The organism is Rhodoferax sp. TS-BS-61-7 (assembly GCF_002943465.1).
Taxonomy (GTDB): Bacteria; Pseudomonadota; Gammaproteobacteria; order Burkholderiales; family Burkholderiaceae_C; genus Allorhodoferax.
Genome location: NZ_PTQY01000001.1, coordinates 350,585 through 364,995, shown reverse-complemented (window position 1 = coordinate 364,995; position 14,411 = coordinate 350,585). Strand labels below are relative to the sequence as shown.

The window sequence follows — 14,411 nt, the reverse complement described above, 5'->3', positions numbered from 1 at the left end:
ACATGGCTAACGAAACCAAAAGCTCTGGTGTGTCGCACGAGAAGATCGAGACCAACAACTTTCTGATGATTGTGTTGATCCTGCTGGTCTTGCTGGTGGGCGGTATGGTGGAAATTGTTCCGCTGTTTTTCCAGAAGTCCACCACCGAGCCGATCAAGGGCATCCAGCCCTACACCGCACTGCAACTGGCCGGACGCGATGTGTACATCCGCGAGGGTTGTTACAACTGCCACTCGCAGATGATCCGCCCCTTCCGTGCCGAGACACTGCGCTACGGCCACTACTCGGTGGCGGGTGAGTCGGTGTATGACCATCCCTTCCAGTGGGGCAGTAAACGCACCGGGCCCGACCTGGCCCGCGTAGGCGGCAAGTACAGCGACGAATGGCACCGCATCCACCTGGTGAACCCGCGCGACGTGGTGCCCGAGTCCAACATGCCCGCCTACCCCTGGCTGGAGAAAACCCCGGTGGCCGCTGCCGAGATGCCCGCCCGCATGAAGGCCCTGCGCACGGTGGGTGTGCCCTACACCGACGAGCAGATTGCCAAGGCACCGGAAGAGGTGAAGGGCAAGACCGAGCTGGAGGCCACCATCGCCTACCTGCAGGTTCTGGGCTTGGCACTCAAGTAACGCGAAAGAGAGATTTCCATGGACATCAATACCCTGCGTTCCGTGACTACGGTGGTTAGTTTGCTGGTGTTTGTCGGCATTGTCTGGTGGGCCTGGTCCAAGCGCCGTTCGGGTGATTTTGCGCAAGCCGCCAACCTGCCTTTTGAGCAGGATTGAACCCGCATAAGGAATAAAAATGAGCGACTTTACAAGTAGTTTCTGGTCCGTCTATGTGGCGGCCATCACGATCATTGGCATCGTGGCCTGCCTGCTGCTGCTGTGGTTCAGCGGCAAAGCCAAGGCCATGACCGCCAATGACAACACCACCGGCCACGTGTGGGACGGTGACCTGCGCGAGATGAACAACCCCCTGCCACGCTGGTGGGTGTGGCTGTTCATCATCACCATCGTGTTTGCCGGTATTTACCTGGCGTTGTACCCCGGCCTGGGCACTGCGGCTGGCACGCTGGGCTGGACCCAGGAAGGCCAATACCGGGCCGAGGTGGCCAAGGGCAACCAGGAGGTGGCCCCGCTGTACGCCAGGTTTGCGTCCATGAAGCCCGAAGAGGTAGCCAAGGACCCGCAGGCCCATGCGATTGGTGAGCGCCTGTTCATGAACAACTGCTCCCAGTGCCACGGCTCGGATGCGCGCGGCTCCAAGAGTTTTCCCAACCTGACCGATGCCGATTGGTTGCACGGTGGTACGCCAGACAAAATTGCTGAAACCCTGACCCAGGGCCGTATCGGCCAGATGCCTCCCATGGCTGCGGCGGTCGGCACGGGGGATGATGTGAAAAACGTGGCGCACTATGTGCTGAGCCTGTCTGGCAGCCCGCACGACTCGGTGCGTGCGGCATTGGGCAAGCCCAAGTTTGCCGCCTGTGCGGCCTGCCACGGTGGCGACGGCAAAGGCAATGTGGCCCTGGGTGCCCCCAACTTGGCTGACGACATCTGGCTGCACGGCTATGGTGAAAATGCCATTGTGGCCATGATCAACAACGGCAAGGTCAACCAGATGCCTGCCCAGGCCGACAAGTTGACCGCGGCGCAAATCCAGGTGCTGGCTGCCTATGTCTGGGGTATGTCCAACAACGGCGGGCCCGCCAAGTAAGCACACTGCATTCTCAGGACCTTGTGTTGAACACCACTTCCGATCCCTCGCGCAAAGTCATTCCGATTGCGCCGTCCCCGGACCGTGGCCCGATAGAGCCACCGCCCGGCGCCGACGCCGAGATGGTGGCTTTGTACGAGGCCCACAAGAAGATCTACCCGCGCAGCGTGTCGGGGTATTTCACCCGGTGGCGTTGGGCGTTGGTGTTCCTCACGCAGCTGGTTTTTTACGGCCTGCCTTGGCTGCCCTGGGGTGACCGACAGGCGGTGCTGTTCGACCTGGTGGCCAAACGGTTCTACATCTTCTCGTTGGTGCTGTACCCGCAAGATTTTGTGTACCTCACGGGCCTGTTGGTGATCTCGGCGTTGTCGCTGTTTCTGTTCACCGCCGTGGCCGGGCGCCTGTGGTGTGGTTACGCATGCCCCCAAACGGTGTACACCGAGATTTTTCTCTGGCTGGAGAAGTTCGCCGAAGGCGACCGCTCCGCCCGCATGCGCCGGGATGCAGGCCCCTGGGGCTGGGACAAGCTGGGCCGTAAGCTGGCCAAGCAGGGCATGTGGTTGGCCGTGTCGCTGTGGACGGGTTTCACCTTTGTGGGGTATTTCACGCCCATCCACAGCCTGGCCAGCGCGGTGTTGGGCTGGGGCCTGGGCCCGTGGGAAACCTTTTGGGTGCTGTTCTACGGTTTTGCCACCTATGGCAATGCGGGGTACCTGCGTGAACAGGTCTGCAAATACATGTGCCCCTATGCGCGCTTCCAGAGCGCCATGTTCGACCGCGACACCCTGGTTGTCACCTACGACGAGGAGCGTGGTGAGCCGCGCGGTGCGCGCTCGCGCAAGGCCGACCCCCTGTCCCTGAATCTGGGCGCCTGTGTGAACTGCAGCCTGTGTGTGCAGGTGTGCCCCACGGGCATTGATATCCGCGATGGCCTGCAATACGAGTGCATAGGCTGTGGCGCCTGCGCCGATGTGTGTGACACCGTGATGGACAAGATGGGTTACGCGCGCGGCCTGGTGAAGTACTCCACCCAAAACGCCGTCAACCAGCACTGGACCCGCGCCCAGACCCTGCGCCATGTACTGCGCCCGCGGGTGCTGGTGTACACCGGCATTCTGGTGGCGGTGGTGGTGGCCATGCTGGTGAGCCTGGCGCTGCGTTCACCGTTCAAGGTGGATGTGGTGCGCGACCGGGGTACGCTGGCCCGCATCGTGCAGGGCGGCAAGATCGAAAACGTGTACCGCCTGCAGATCATGAACGCGACCGAGCAGGACCTGGACTTCAGCGTCAGCGCCAGCGGCATCGAGGGCATGAGCACCCAGATGGACGCGCCGACTGTGGCCGTGGCCTCCACCCAGGCGCGCTGGGTGGCGGTGCGGGTGCAAATCCCTTACGAGGCCGCACCTGCAGGCTCCCACCCCATCCACTTTGAAGTGACCAACGGGGCCCCCAACGGCACCGTGACCGAGAAGTCGGTATTTATTGTTCCCCGTTAAGGATTCCCCATGGACACCCAAGCCCCTTCTTTGCAGCAGCCCTGGTGGCACTTTGGTTATGTCTGGCTGGTGTTGTCCGGCCCGGCTGTTGTGGTGGTGGCGGGGTTTGTCACGCTGTATCTGGCGGTGTCGGGGGCCGACCCGGTGGTGGACCAGAACTACTACCAAAAGGGCATAGAGATCAACCGCACGCTGGCCGAGACACCCGAGAGCCTGGCACCCGCGGTGCAGGCGCGCAACCATGCGGCCACGGGTGTGAAGCCCCCGGCCGCTCCGGCCACACCCTAAGCCCCGTGCGGGTGGCTTAGTTGCAGACCTTGGGGTTGACGATGTCCTTGAGGGCCTCGGTATTGAGGATGCGCACGTGGCGTTGTTTGACTTCCACAATGCCGTCTTCCACAAATTTGGAGAAGGTGCGGCTCACGGTTTCGAGCTTCAGGCCCAGGTAGCTGCCAATCTCTTCGCGCGTCATGCGCAGCACCAGCTCGGACTGCGAGAAACCCCGCGCGTGCAGGCGCTGCACCAGGTTCAACAAAAAGGCTGCCAGGCGCTCTTCGGCCCGCATGCTGCCCAAGAGCAGCATCACACCGTTCTCCCGCACAATTTCGCGGCTCATGATCTTGTGTACGTGGCGCTGCAGCGCATTCACTTCGCGTGACAGTTCTTCAATACGGTCAAACGGCATGACACACACCTCGGCGTCTTCCAGCGCCACGGCGTCACAGGTGTGGTGGTCGTTGACGATGCCGTCCAGGCCCATGACCTCGCCCGCCATCTGAAAACCCGTGACTTGGTCACGCCCGTCTTCGGAGGCCACGCAGGTCTTGAAGAAACCTGTGCGAATGGCATACAGGCTGGTGAACTTTTCGCCGTTGCGGAACAGGGCACCGCCGCGTTTGATCTTGCGGCGACTGGCCACCACGTCGTCAATCTTGTCCAGCTCGCTGGGGCTCAGGCCCAGGGGCATGCAGAGTTCGCGCAGGTTGCAGTTGGAGCAGGCCACCTTAATGGTGTGGGGCGTCAGGGGCGTGGCCGGCGCAATGGCAATGGTGGCATGTGCCTCGGCGGCTTTGGTGGTGGGTGCGATTGGCTCAAACATATGGTTCCCCTGATGCAAGTCAATTATGTTCCTGGTCATGCGCTGGCTCCTTGATGTAGATCAAGCAGTTTGTGCAGGGCTTGCGTCACAGTCTGTGCGGTAGCTTGGAGTATTCATGAACGCCGTCGTAGACACCACCCCCATCTCGGAAAATTTGTTGACCCGTTTCGACGTTGCAGGGCCGCGGTACACCTCCTACCCCACGGCAGACCGCTTTGTCGAGGCCTTTACCGCCGACGACTACGCCCAGGCCCTGGCCCAGCGCCGCAGTGGTGCGGCGGCGCTGGCCTTGCCGCTGTCGCTGTATGTGCACATTCCGTTCTGCGAATCGCTGTGTTACTACTGCGCCTGCAACAAGATTATTACCAAACACCACGACAAGGCCGCCACCTACCTGCGCTACCTGAGCCGCGAGGTGGACCTGCACACCGAACGTATGGGCACTGGCCAGACCGTGAGCCAGCTGCACCTGGGCGGTGGTAGCCCCACGTTTTTGAGCGACACCGAGCTGCGCGAGCTGATGGGCATGTTGCGGCGCAACTTCAACTTTGCGCCGGGTGGCGAATATTCCATTGAGGTGGACCCGCGCACCGTGGACGCCGCCCGGCTCGACACGCTGGCCGAACTGGGTTTTAACCGCCTGAGTTTTGGCGTACAAGACTTTGACCCCGCGGTGCAGAAGGCGGTGCACCGCGTGCAGCCGGCCGAGCAGGTGTTTGCGCTTGTTGCGGCGGCGCGCGCGCGGGGTTTTGAGTCCATCAATATAGACCTGATCTACGGCCTGCCGCAGCAAACCCCGGAGTCGTTTGACCGCACGCTGGCCCAGGTGAACCAGCTGCGGCCCGACCGGATTGCGCTGTACGCCTACGCCCACCTGCCCGAGCGCTTCAAGCCGCAGCGTCGCATTGCCACGGTGGAGTTGCCTAGTGCGGGCTCCAAGGTGTCGATGTTGTCGCGCTCGCTCGCCGCTTTTATGGGAGCAGGTTATGTGTATGTGGGCATGGACCACTTTGCGCTGCCTGAAGACTCGCTGGCGGTGGCCAAACGCCAAGGGCGGCTGCACCGCAACTTCCAGGGCTACAGCACCCAGCCCGACTGCGATTTGATTGCGCTGGGCGTGTCGGCCATTGGCCGCATCGGCGCCAGCTACAGCCAAAACGCCAAGACGCTGGACGAGTACTACGACTACCTGGACCAGGGTCGTTTTCCGGTGGTGCGGGGCCTGGCCGTCACGCGCGACGACCTGGTGCGCCGCGCCGTCATCATGGCGCTGATGTGCCAGGGCCAGTTGCAGTTCGAGTCCATCAACCTGGCCTACCTGGTGGACTTTAAAAGCTACTTTACCACTGAGATGGAGGCGCTGCAAACGCTGGCCGGGCAGGGCCTTGTGGTGCTGGACGACAGCAGCATCCAGGTCACCGCGCAGGGCTGGTTTTTTGTGCGGGCGGTGGCCATGGTGTTTGACAAGTACCTGCAGTCTGACCGCACCCGTGCCCGCTTTTCCAAGATCATTTAGCATGGCCTGATGCAATCTTCTTTGGCACTCACGGCCCTGGTGATGGGCCTGGTGGGCGGGCCGCACTGCATGGCCATGTGTGGTGCTGCCTGTGCGGGTATTGGGCAGGCGGCGGGCCCGCGCCAAACCTCGGCACTCATCACGTTTCAAATCGGGCGCGTGCTCGGTTATGCCTTGCTGGGTGGGCTGGCGGCCGCGTCCATGCAGGGTTTGGGATGGCTCACGGTGCAGAGTGCCGCGCTGCGGCCTGTGTGGTCCATGGTGCATGTGGCGGCGCTGGTGCTGGGGTTGCTGTTGCTCTGGCAGGGGCGCCAGCCGCTGTGGCTGCAGGCCGGTGCCCGCACGGTATGGGGCTACACCCGCAGCCTGGGTTTGCGCTGGGGCCGCGGGGCACCGCTGGGGTTGGGCATGCTGTGGGCGCTGCTGCCCTGCGGTTTGTTGTATTCGGCGTTGCTGGTGGCGGCGTTGGCGGGTGACGTGGTGAGTGGGGCCGCAGTCATGGCCCTGTTTGCCCTGGGCACCTCGGTCACCATGCTGCTGGGGCCCTGGTTGTGGCTGCGCCTGCAGGGCGGCCAGATGGGTGACGGCAAATGGGGCGTGCGCCTGGCCGGGGCGGCGCTGGCGGCCAGCTCGGCATGGGCTCTGTGGATGGGATTGGTGCACAATCAGGCTCCATGGTGCATCACACCTTGATGCACATCAAGAACCACCCCCTGTTGGAGGGCGCCCCCCATGGACCAAACCGCCTACGCTGCCGAAGCCTTGCGACTGGCAGAGCTGCGCAGTCTGGGGGTGCTGGATACTGCGGCCGAGCAAGCCTATGACGACGTTGTCAAGCTCGCCGCCTTCATTTGCGACACCCCGATCGCGCTGATTTCCCTGATTGACGAAGACCGCCAGTGGTTCAAGGCCCGGGTGGGCCTGAACGCGATGGAAACGCCGCGTGGCATTGCGTTTTGTGCGCACGCCATTACCGAACCCGACGCCCTGATGGAAGTGCCCAATGCGCTGGACGACAGCCGCTTTGCCACCAACCCCTTGGTCACTGGCGACCTGGGTATCCGCTTTTATGCCGGTGCACCGCTGCTGACCGCCTCGGGCGCTGCGCTGGGCACCGTGTGTGTGATCGACCAAGTTCCCCGCAAGTTGACCGAGGCGCAGGCCGAGGCGCTCAAAGCCCTGTCGCGCCAGGTGGTGCAACTGCTGGCCCTACGCCGTGCCAATGCCGAGCTGGAGCTGCTGTCGCGTGCACAAAGCCTGCGCCAGCGCGAACTGGAAGACGCGCAAAAACAGCTGCAGGAGCTCAACGACGAGTTGTCCGAGCAAAGCCTGACCGACGCGCTGACCAACCTGAAGAACCGCCGCGCCTTCGACCGGCTGCTGGCCAATGAATACGCCCGCGCCCTGCGCACCCGCTCGCCGCTGGCATTGCTGATGGTGGATGTGGACCACTTCAAGGCCTATAACGACCAGTATGGCCACCTGGCCGGCGACCAGGCCCTGCAGGCAGTGGCCGCGGCCATCAAATCGCAGGCCCGGGCCTATGACCATGTGGCCCGCTACGGCGGCGAAGAGTTTGCCGTCATCCTGCCCGACACCCAGGTGGCCGACACGCGTGCGGTGGCCGAACGCATCCGCCAGGCGGTGCAAGCCCTGCAGGGCTTGCACCGGCCAGTGACCGTGAGCGTGGGCGCCGCCATGGCCGAGGCCAAGACCGACCCCGCCGACCTGGTGAACCGCGCCGACCAGGCGCTTTACCAGGCCAAGCAGGCAGGACGAAACCGGGTGCACACACTGCTGTGATGCCCGGGCTGGGATAATCCTGCCCATGTCTTCTGTCTTGCCACTCTCTGGCACCCCCACGTCTGCTCCCAATCCTTGGCGTCTGTCCGTCGCCCCCATGATGGATTGTGCAAACGTATAGATTCCATGCGGGTTTGCGGATGATCTGTAGCAATTTGATAGCTTTTATATTGAATTGGTAGGCGATCTGCTGGCGCTCAAGGGGGTATGGATTTAATGAGTGCTATTGAAAATAGAGCGTATTGCCCATGCAATTTGTCTGATTCAAGCCTTATTTGATGAATGGCTTTACACATCGTGTAGCAGTGTGGTTTATGTGTTGCGTTAAACTAGATCCACCCAACAAAACCGTGCCCGCCATTGAAGCGGGCTTTGTCTTTGTCTAGAAAGGAGTCCAAGATGTCTGAACTACTATTGCGTGCTTTGGCTCGTGCTGGTCGTAGCATCAATAACCCGTTCTCGATGAACCATGGATATGTCCACCCTAGACCTGGTGATGCCCAAAGGGATTTCACTAGGATCGTTGGTGATATGCGTAAAGTTGGCAAGGATCTGACAACCGTGGCGAAACGAGAGCTTAAGAGTAATGAGCGGTAAGCATACGCAAGTACGTGCCAACAGAAATGAAGTTGCTGTATCGCACACAACTACTGACTCACCACTCCTTCCCATAGAGCAAATCGAGCGCCTGCAGGCTATAGCGCCACATAGGGTCGAATGGGTTTTCGATCAGACACAAATAGAGTCAGAAGCTAGACGCAAAGAGACGCGACGAATCAACACCATGATATTCATGGAAAGAATCGCTGGCTTAGTCTTTGCCTTGGTCATTTCACTCATTGGTTTGGGTGCAGCTACCTATCTCGCCTTGAGTGGGAGTGAAGTACCTGCCTCCATCATTGGTGGCACCACATTGGTTGGAATAGTTACTGCGTTTGTCGCTGGCAAGAAGTCAGACACCTCCAAAAAATAGTCTTTAGGCTATTTTTTGGAGGGTTACTGCATGAGTTTTGCAGCTTCCTCACGCTGGTTGTCAATGTGTGTGGCCACGTCAGACACGTGTGCAACCCACTCGCCAGAGTCCGCCAGTTTGAACACGGGGAAGGGCAGATCCTTCTTGTAGATGCGGTTCTGCACGCTCCTGGGCGTGAGGTTTAGCAGCTTGCTCATGTCGGCCACCGTCATGGTGGGGCATCCATCCGTCTGGATCAGCAGCATTAGTTCTGTTTTCACGCTACAGACTCCTGGTAAGCGGTCCACAGCAGCGCGCCTGCCTGGCAGCGCTGGCCGTAGCCCGTGCCGGCGGCAATGCACACCGGGCAGTTGAAGTGGTGGGCGTGGTACGACTGCGCCAGCGCTGGCCACTCGCGGGTGGCGGGTGGTGGTGTTTCGGTTTCAGTCACGCCTGGCCCCCAAACAAATCCGCCGTGTCGGTGTCGGCCTGGCTGGTGTTGATGGCCTTCTCGCGGGCCAGCCAGCCGGGGATGGTGAGCGTGGCGCGTGGGTGGCCGGCGGTGGCCACCTCCACGCCCATGGCGATGATCTCGCTGCGGGGAACCCACACGGTCTTGTGGCCGTCGTAGATCATGATGGCCAGCTCTGACCGGGCGCGGATTTCGCAGTTGATCTCGATGGTGTCTTGGGCTTCGGTCATTGCTTGTCGCCCTTCAGTCGAGTCACTTCCGCGTGCAAGTGTTCAATCAGGTCATAGACAGTGGTGACGCCGTACTGCTGCATGATCAAGTTGACGCGGACGAACTCAAGAGCCCGTTGATGGTCCTGCTCACGACGTTGCTTCAATTTTTCGCACGCAGCTACTTTGTTTGTCTTCAGCCTTGGGTCGTCGCCGCAGTCATTCAGGCAATCGCAGGCTGGCAATGCGTTGGTGGTGCTCATGCCGCCATCCTTTCCAAATCCCGCGCCAGCGTCACGGTGTGGCCCTGGGCGATGGTGTCTTGTTGGGCCGCGTCGATCGCGGCCAGGAACTCTGCGCGGCCCAGCTGCTCGACCTGGAAGGTGTGCAGCTCCAGCAGTAGGCGCAGGGCGTCCACCTCCTGGATGGTGAGGGTGGGGCGCAGCCACATCACGCTGGTGCGGCAGCGGTCGTAAACGGCCTGTAGCGCGGCCTCAGCGCTGGCCAGGTGCTCACCCAGCCCGCGCACGATGCCCTGGCGCTCCACGGCCTGCGCCACGCTCGCCGAGCCGGCGGCAATAGACCAGTCCAGCTCTGTGGCCACGCCAGCGCACAGGGCCTGCACCGATGCAGACAGCTTGCCCAGCACATCAGCGCGGTCGCTGCGGGCAGGCTTGGCGGCACGCCACAGCGCCACCTGCAGGGTGTTGACCGCGATCTGGCGGGGGCGGTAGGCCTTGCGGGGTTTTTTGTTGCGGCTCATGCAGCCACCGCCTTCTGCTCTTCCTGCATGCGTTGCTCCAGCAGCATGTTCACCTCAAAGGCCATGCGGTCGCGCCAGTACGACCAGGGGCTGTGGATGCGCCAGGGTTGGTTCAGATCCACGCCCACGGGCAGCACCTCGCTGCCAGGCGTGTCAATCACGGGCCACGGGGTGTGCAGGGCGGGGTTGAACGGCAGCAGGTCGCGCCGCTCGGTGGCCAGGGCTTCTAGGTCCCACTGGCGGATGGCCCACTGGTGGCTGCGGCTGACCTGCAGCAGGCCGTAGTGGGCCAGCAGGCGCTCTTGCTGCGGCCCCTCGAATGCGCTCCAGGGCTGGCCGATCTCGCGCTTCACGGGCGATGTGCAGTCCCCGGTGACGCTCTCGTGTGCATCGTGCATCAGCGCGGCCAGCTGCAGCGAGGTGTCGGCGCCGGCGGCCACTGCCAGCCAGTAAACCAGCAGCGAGTGCTCGGCCACGCTGTAGGGGCGGCTGGTGTGGCCGGTGTACCGGTTGATCATGCTCAGGCTGTGCGTGAATTCCTGCACGCCTGGCACGTTATCCGCCGTGGCCATGGGGCCCGAAAACCAGTGCTCTCGGGCGGTGGAGGTGATGATCCATTGGCTCATGCTGCAGCCCCTTCCACCAGGCTGATCTCATCCTCATCGAACGAAGCCACGCCACCGCTGCGGCCTTTGAAGGTCACGTCCCATGCCTTGCCGATGTGGGCGGTGATGGTGCCTTTCTTGCCACACCACTTGTGCATGGCCAAGCGGGCGCCGAACTTGGAGCTGTCGGTGGTCACCTGCACCACCTGGCCGATTGCAAACCCCACCGCCAGACCCAGCTGGCTGGGCTGTGGCGCCACCGCTTTAGCGGAAGCCACAGGTTCGATGCCCTGCATCGCGGCAGCGATGCCTTGTGTTGCCTCCTCGGCCGTCAGCTTCGCAGCGCGGGCGGGCGATTTTTTGGCAGCAGGCCCTTTGCCCTTTGCTCCTCCCGCTCCCTCCTCTTGCGGCGCAGCCGGAGCGGTCGCGTTTTTTGCCGTTTTTGCAACCTTCGGCCAGATCTTGGCCTTCACCTCGCCCTTAATTTCGGTAATCACCTGTTCAAGCTGGGCACCAAACACATTGCCCGCCACCAGCATCAGCCCCTCATTGGGCACGCGCCCGCCGTAGGTGTGCGTTTCGGTGTCGCTGGCCTCTTGCATGATGATCAGCAGGTGCAAGGTGTCAGGGTCCAATGTCTCACGGGCATAGTCCGTCACTGCGCTGACGGGGGATACCTTGCCCAGATCCAGCAGTTGACAAATGGCGGCGGCATCATCGGTGCTCAGGTTGCGGGCGGCGCGGACTACCAAGTAGCGGTGCAATTCGGTATTGAAGGTCGCCGGTGCATCGCCGTCCATGAGCATCGATTGCCATGCATCCTTCACCAGAGTGGCACGCCACTCGCGCTCATACTGCTGTTTCGCCTTAGCCTCTGCCTTGGCCTTCTTATCGCTCACCAGCTTTTGCACCTCGGCACTCACCTTGGGGGCCTTGTCACCCGCGCTGGCCTGGCTGGCTGCTGCGGCTTGGGCCTCCACGGTCTTGAGCAGTTTCAGCACGGTCTCGTTGGCCAGACACTCCAGAAACTCGCCCTTGTTGCGCGGGTCTTCAATCAGCACCGGCTTGATGCCATCCACCTTCATCTGCGCTCCAATGATTTTGCGCAGCGGCTTGTCGGTTGGGCTGTCCTCTGCGCTGTCCAGGCGGCGGTAGCCCTTCAGCTTTTCGTTGTAGCCTGCAGTGCGCAGTTCCTGGGCTTCCTTGCCGGCAATCACCGTCAGGCCTTTGGCTTCGGCAGCGGCCACCTGTGCAGCGGCGTGGGCCTCTTCCTTTTTGTGGAAGCACGATGGGTCTGTGCACACATCTGCATTCTTCACATCGCTGAAAAGATCGGGTGCGGCGCCGGTGCGCTTGGGGCACACATCGCAGGCTCCAGCTGCTGGCACTAGGTCTGCCGCAATAATTGAGAAGGTGGCGCTGCTCAGCTTGAGCATGTAGTTGTCTTGCACCAGCTTGAGGGCCTTGCGGTGCGACAGGGGCACGCGCTTGCCTTCCTGGTAGTCGTGTTCTCCGTCCAGGATCTCTTTCAGCGCCTTGGCCTGCAGCTTGCTGTCGGGGATGCGGGCCACCAGCAGCGCTGTGCTGGCCTCGATCTTGCCGGCGCTCAGAGCGGCGCGGGCATCGCTTCCCAGGTCCAGCAGCTTCAGGCGGGCATAGACGTGGGCGCGGCTGCGGCCAATCTTGGCGCCTACCTGGTCAGCGTTCAGGCCGCTGTGTTGCATCAGCTGCTGAAAGCCCTCTGCCTCCTCCAGCTCGCTCAGGTCGTCGCGCTGCAGGTTCTCCACAATCTGGATCTCGCGCACCTGGTCGTCTGTCAGCTCGCGGATCATGGCGGGAATGTCGGCCACGCCTGCCAGTTTGCTGGCCCGGTACCGGCGCTCGCCGGCCACCAGCTCGTGGGTGGGCAGCACCGTGCGCTTTTTGCCGGTGGCGGGGTCCAGGTGGGTGTCTTCCAGGCGGCTGCCGGGCAGGGGGCGCACCAGCACGGGCTGGTGTACACCGCTGGCCTTGATGCTGTCAGCCAGCTCCTGCAGCTTGGCCGCGTCAAAGGTCTTGCGCGGGTTGGTAAGGCTGGTCTCGATGAGGGCCAGCGCCAGGCGGGCGAATGTTTCGGTGGTCACAGGTCGCTCCCGCATGGATTGACTTCACTGCGAATGACGTCTGGCAAGGGCTTCAAGCGTGAGGAGGGCGGCAGGCCGTACTCGCGGGCGGTGCGGTTCATGATCTCCAGCGCGGCGCTTTGGGCCAGGCTGCAGGGGCTGCCAATGGCGGGTTTGAAGTTGCTGTGTACGGCCACGGTGCCGTCGGGCGTGTCTTCCAAGATGAGGGTTACGCTTGCCATAGCTCTGGCTCCTGTGGGTTTGGGGTAGGTGCTGCGGGCGCAGCGGGTGGGGTGTCGATGGGCGTGATCTCGCTGGCGTTGCGGGCCACCAGGCGCATGTCCAGCGCTGGGGCCTTTACGCGCACTTGCATGCCGCGCTTGAACTTGGCGGCCTCGGCCGCTGCCTGGGCGTGCTGGCCCATGCCAAAGGGGTGCTCAACGTGCAGGGTGGTGCGCATGTCGTTGTCCAGCTCCACATCCATGCACACCACTGGCACGGCGTGGTCGGCGCCGTCCAGCAGCTTGGTGCGCACCTCGGCCTTGTGCAGCAGGGTGCCGGTGTAGAACATGTCGAACGCGAAAGCGCGCAGGGCGGTTTGGGCTGCGGCGTTCATGTCAGAAAATCCAACGCCCGTAGACAAAGCCCATGCCCATTCCCATGAGTGCTGCAGCTACTGCTGCGGCTACTGCAGAGCGCGCAAGGTCGGCTATCCACTCCCATGGGGTCATGTAGTCGGGCTGCACATCGCGGGCCGCTTCGTGGGTGTCTGGTTCGGCAGTAGCTGCTTGGTATGGCTCTTCGGTGCTCAAGCCAGTCATGTCAATGTGAGCGGCGCCCGCAATCTGCATGGCAGTGCCGCGGGCAGGGCAGTTGTTGCCACGGGTGCAGTGGGCGTAGTCGTTGCAGCAGTTCATGGGGCCACCTCGGCTACTTGCAGCTCGGCGCCAGCTGGAGCGGGGCCTTTGCGTGGGGTGCAGCGGACGGTGGTGGCATCCACTTCGGTGAAGCTGGCGTTGCCACACATTTGGCCTGCAGCCCTCTCAAACCGTGCGCGGGCAGCTTCGGTTTTGATAGCGTCTTGCGCGGCGGTAGATTGGGCCCACTCGGCGCGCCGGTCTTCCATGGGGTTTAACGCTGTCATGCCGACGATGCACGCTGCAAGCAGCAAGGCCAGCACCCAGTTGCCCACGGTGCTCACGTCTTTTTTGAGCTCGTTGAAGGTTTCGCGGTAGGTCATTCGGCCACCTGCACCAGGTTGCCGAAGTCGTCGCAGATGTGGACGCCCAGGTCGCGCTTCCATTTGGCCCCTGTGCCATCCACCATGGTCTGGTCGCCGTACCACCGAGCGGGGCTCCAATAGCCGACCATGTTCTCGCTATTGCGCCAGTACTCGGGCTCCTGATAGCAGCGGTACAGGCTGATGCTGTTGCCTGTGCGGTCGTAGATTTCGATGCGCGCGGAATTCGTATCCACAACCCTGGTGTCGGCATCAAAGCCATGCAGGACGACGATGGCGTCTTTGGCGCTGAGTTCTGTGAGTAGCTTGTCGCGCGCTTCGGTCTGAATCTGCTCTACGAGCTTGGCGGCTGTGGCGCTGAGGTGGGCCGCTGCGGGCTTACGGGTGCGGGTGGACCGCTGTATAGACGTGTGCACTATTCACTCCTGACCGCCG

Annotated in this window: 22 protein-coding genes; 9 read left to right on the top strand and 13 right to left on the bottom strand. The window is 62.3% G+C overall.

What is annotated here, in order from left to right:
• The first annotated feature begins 2 nt into the window (after positions 1 to 2).
• The 5 genes from ccoO to C5F53_RS01735 are packed head-to-tail and all read left to right on the top strand — an operon-like array spanning position 3 to position 3,503.
• A complete protein-coding gene (gene ccoO / locus C5F53_RS01755) occupies positions 3 to 629 on the top strand; it encodes a cytochrome-c oxidase, cbb3-type subunit II (protein ID WP_105260361.1) in 627 nt (208 codons plus the stop codon).
• Between the two features lie 18 nt (positions 630 to 647).
• Positions 648 to 785: a cbb3-type cytochrome c oxidase subunit 3 gene (locus tag C5F53_RS01750; RefSeq protein ID WP_105259607.1), complete on the top strand. Its 138-nt coding sequence runs from the start codon at positions 648 to 650 to the stop codon at positions 783 to 785.
• Between the two features lie 19 nt (positions 786 to 804).
• A complete protein-coding gene (gene ccoP, locus C5F53_RS01745) occupies positions 805 to 1,719 on the top strand; it encodes a cytochrome-c oxidase, cbb3-type subunit III (protein ID WP_105259606.1) in 915 nt (304 codons plus the stop codon).
• 26 nt (positions 1,720 to 1,745) lie between these two features.
• Complete coding sequence (gene ccoG, locus C5F53_RS01740) at positions 1,746 to 3,215, top strand: cytochrome c oxidase accessory protein CcoG (RefSeq protein ID WP_236635174.1); 1,470 nt, start codon at positions 1,746 to 1,748, stop codon at positions 3,213 to 3,215.
• A gap of 9 nt (positions 3,216 to 3,224) precedes the next feature.
• Positions 3,225 to 3,503, top strand: a complete 279-nt coding sequence (locus C5F53_RS01735) for a FixH family protein (RefSeq protein ID WP_105259605.1) — start codon at positions 3,225 to 3,227, stop codon at positions 3,501 to 3,503.
• Between the two features lie 16 nt (positions 3,504 to 3,519).
• Here the strand turns inward: C5F53_RS01735 and fnr are convergent, their stop codons facing one another.
• Positions 3,520 to 4,239: a fumarate/nitrate reduction transcriptional regulator Fnr gene (fnr, locus tag C5F53_RS01730; protein WP_105260359.1), complete on the bottom strand. Its 720-nt coding sequence runs from the start codon at positions 4,237 to 4,239 to the stop codon at positions 3,520 to 3,522.
• Positions 4,240 to 4,429: 190 nt separating this feature from the next.
• Here fnr and hemN point away from each other — a divergent pair, with 190 nt between their 5' ends.
• From hemN to C5F53_RS20220, 4 genes are all read left to right on the top strand, one after another.
• Positions 4,430 to 5,830, top strand: a complete 1,401-nt coding sequence (hemN, locus tag C5F53_RS01725) for an oxygen-independent coproporphyrinogen III oxidase (RefSeq protein ID WP_105259604.1) — start codon at positions 4,430 to 4,432, stop codon at positions 5,828 to 5,830.
• A 9-nt stretch (positions 5,831 to 5,839) separates the two neighbouring features.
• A complete protein-coding gene (locus C5F53_RS01720) occupies positions 5,840 to 6,523 on the top strand; it encodes a sulfite exporter TauE/SafE family protein (protein WP_105259603.1) in 684 nt (227 codons plus the stop codon).
• Between the two features lie 39 nt (positions 6,524 to 6,562).
• Positions 6,563 to 7,633, top strand: coding sequence for a diguanylate cyclase (locus C5F53_RS01715; RefSeq protein WP_105259602.1), 1,071 nt, complete (start codon positions 6,563 to 6,565; stop codon positions 7,631 to 7,633).
• 586 nt (positions 7,634 to 8,219) lie between these two features.
• A complete protein-coding gene (locus C5F53_RS20220) occupies positions 8,220 to 8,606 on the top strand; it encodes a hypothetical protein (protein ID WP_161499866.1) in 387 nt (128 codons plus the stop codon).
• A 23-nt stretch (positions 8,607 to 8,629) separates the two neighbouring features.
• Here C5F53_RS20220 and C5F53_RS01710 read toward each other — a convergent pair whose 3' ends face one another.
• Genes C5F53_RS01710 through C5F53_RS01660 form a run of 12 tightly spaced genes read right to left on the bottom strand, consistent with a single transcriptional unit; the run spans position 8,630 to position 14,392 of the window.
• Positions 8,630 to 8,866 (bottom strand): pyocin activator PrtN family protein, encoded by a 237-nt coding sequence (locus tag C5F53_RS01710; protein ID WP_146097269.1) that lies wholly within the window; start codon positions 8,864 to 8,866, stop codon positions 8,630 to 8,632.
• Positions 8,863 to 9,036, bottom strand: coding sequence for a hypothetical protein (locus tag C5F53_RS20215; protein ID WP_161499865.1), 174 nt, complete (start codon positions 9,034 to 9,036; stop codon positions 8,863 to 8,865). Before C5F53_RS20215 ends, C5F53_RS01710 begins: the two co-directional genes overlap by 4 nt.
• Entirely contained in the window at positions 9,033 to 9,287 is a 255-nt protein-coding gene (locus C5F53_RS01705; RefSeq protein ID WP_105259600.1) for a hypothetical protein, read from the bottom strand. The genes C5F53_RS20215 and C5F53_RS01705 overlap by 4 nt, the downstream gene beginning before the upstream one ends.
• Positions 9,284 to 9,529, bottom strand: a complete 246-nt coding sequence (locus C5F53_RS01700; protein WP_105259599.1) for a hypothetical protein — start codon at positions 9,527 to 9,529, stop codon at positions 9,284 to 9,286. The genes C5F53_RS01705 and C5F53_RS01700 overlap by 4 nt, the downstream gene beginning before the upstream one ends.
• Entirely contained in the window at positions 9,526 to 10,029 is a 504-nt protein-coding gene (locus C5F53_RS01695; RefSeq protein ID WP_105259598.1) for a hypothetical protein, read from the bottom strand. Before C5F53_RS01695 ends, C5F53_RS01700 begins: the two co-directional genes overlap by 4 nt.
• Positions 10,026 to 10,655, bottom strand: coding sequence for an HD domain-containing protein (locus C5F53_RS01690; RefSeq protein ID WP_105259597.1), 630 nt, complete (start codon positions 10,653 to 10,655; stop codon positions 10,026 to 10,028). Before C5F53_RS01690 ends, C5F53_RS01695 begins: the two co-directional genes overlap by 4 nt.
• Entirely contained in the window at positions 10,652 to 12,757 is a 2,106-nt protein-coding gene (locus tag C5F53_RS01685) for a ParB/RepB/Spo0J family partition protein (RefSeq protein ID WP_161499864.1), read from the bottom strand. Before C5F53_RS01685 ends, C5F53_RS01690 begins: the two co-directional genes overlap by 4 nt.
• Positions 12,754 to 12,978, bottom strand: coding sequence for a hypothetical protein (locus C5F53_RS01680; RefSeq protein WP_146097268.1), 225 nt, complete (start codon positions 12,976 to 12,978; stop codon positions 12,754 to 12,756). Before C5F53_RS01680 ends, C5F53_RS01685 begins: the two co-directional genes overlap by 4 nt.
• Complete coding sequence (locus C5F53_RS01675) at positions 12,966 to 13,352, bottom strand: hypothetical protein (protein ID WP_105259594.1); 387 nt, start codon at positions 13,350 to 13,352, stop codon at positions 12,966 to 12,968. Before C5F53_RS01675 ends, C5F53_RS01680 begins: the two co-directional genes overlap by 13 nt.
• A gap of 1 nt (position 13,353) precedes the next feature.
• The gene (locus tag C5F53_RS01670; RefSeq protein ID WP_105259593.1) at positions 13,354 to 13,653 is read right to left on the bottom strand and encodes a hypothetical protein; all 300 of its coding nucleotides are present in this window, start codon (positions 13,651 to 13,653) and stop codon (positions 13,354 to 13,356) included.
• Positions 13,650 to 13,976, bottom strand: coding sequence for a hypothetical protein (locus tag C5F53_RS01665; protein WP_105259592.1), 327 nt, complete (start codon positions 13,974 to 13,976; stop codon positions 13,650 to 13,652). The genes C5F53_RS01670 and C5F53_RS01665 overlap by 4 nt, the downstream gene beginning before the upstream one ends.
• Positions 13,973 to 14,392: a hypothetical protein gene (locus C5F53_RS01660; RefSeq protein WP_105259591.1), complete on the bottom strand. Its 420-nt coding sequence runs from the start codon at positions 14,390 to 14,392 to the stop codon at positions 13,973 to 13,975. Before C5F53_RS01660 ends, C5F53_RS01665 begins: the two co-directional genes overlap by 4 nt.
• Positions 14,393 to 14,411: the final 19 nt, after the last annotated feature.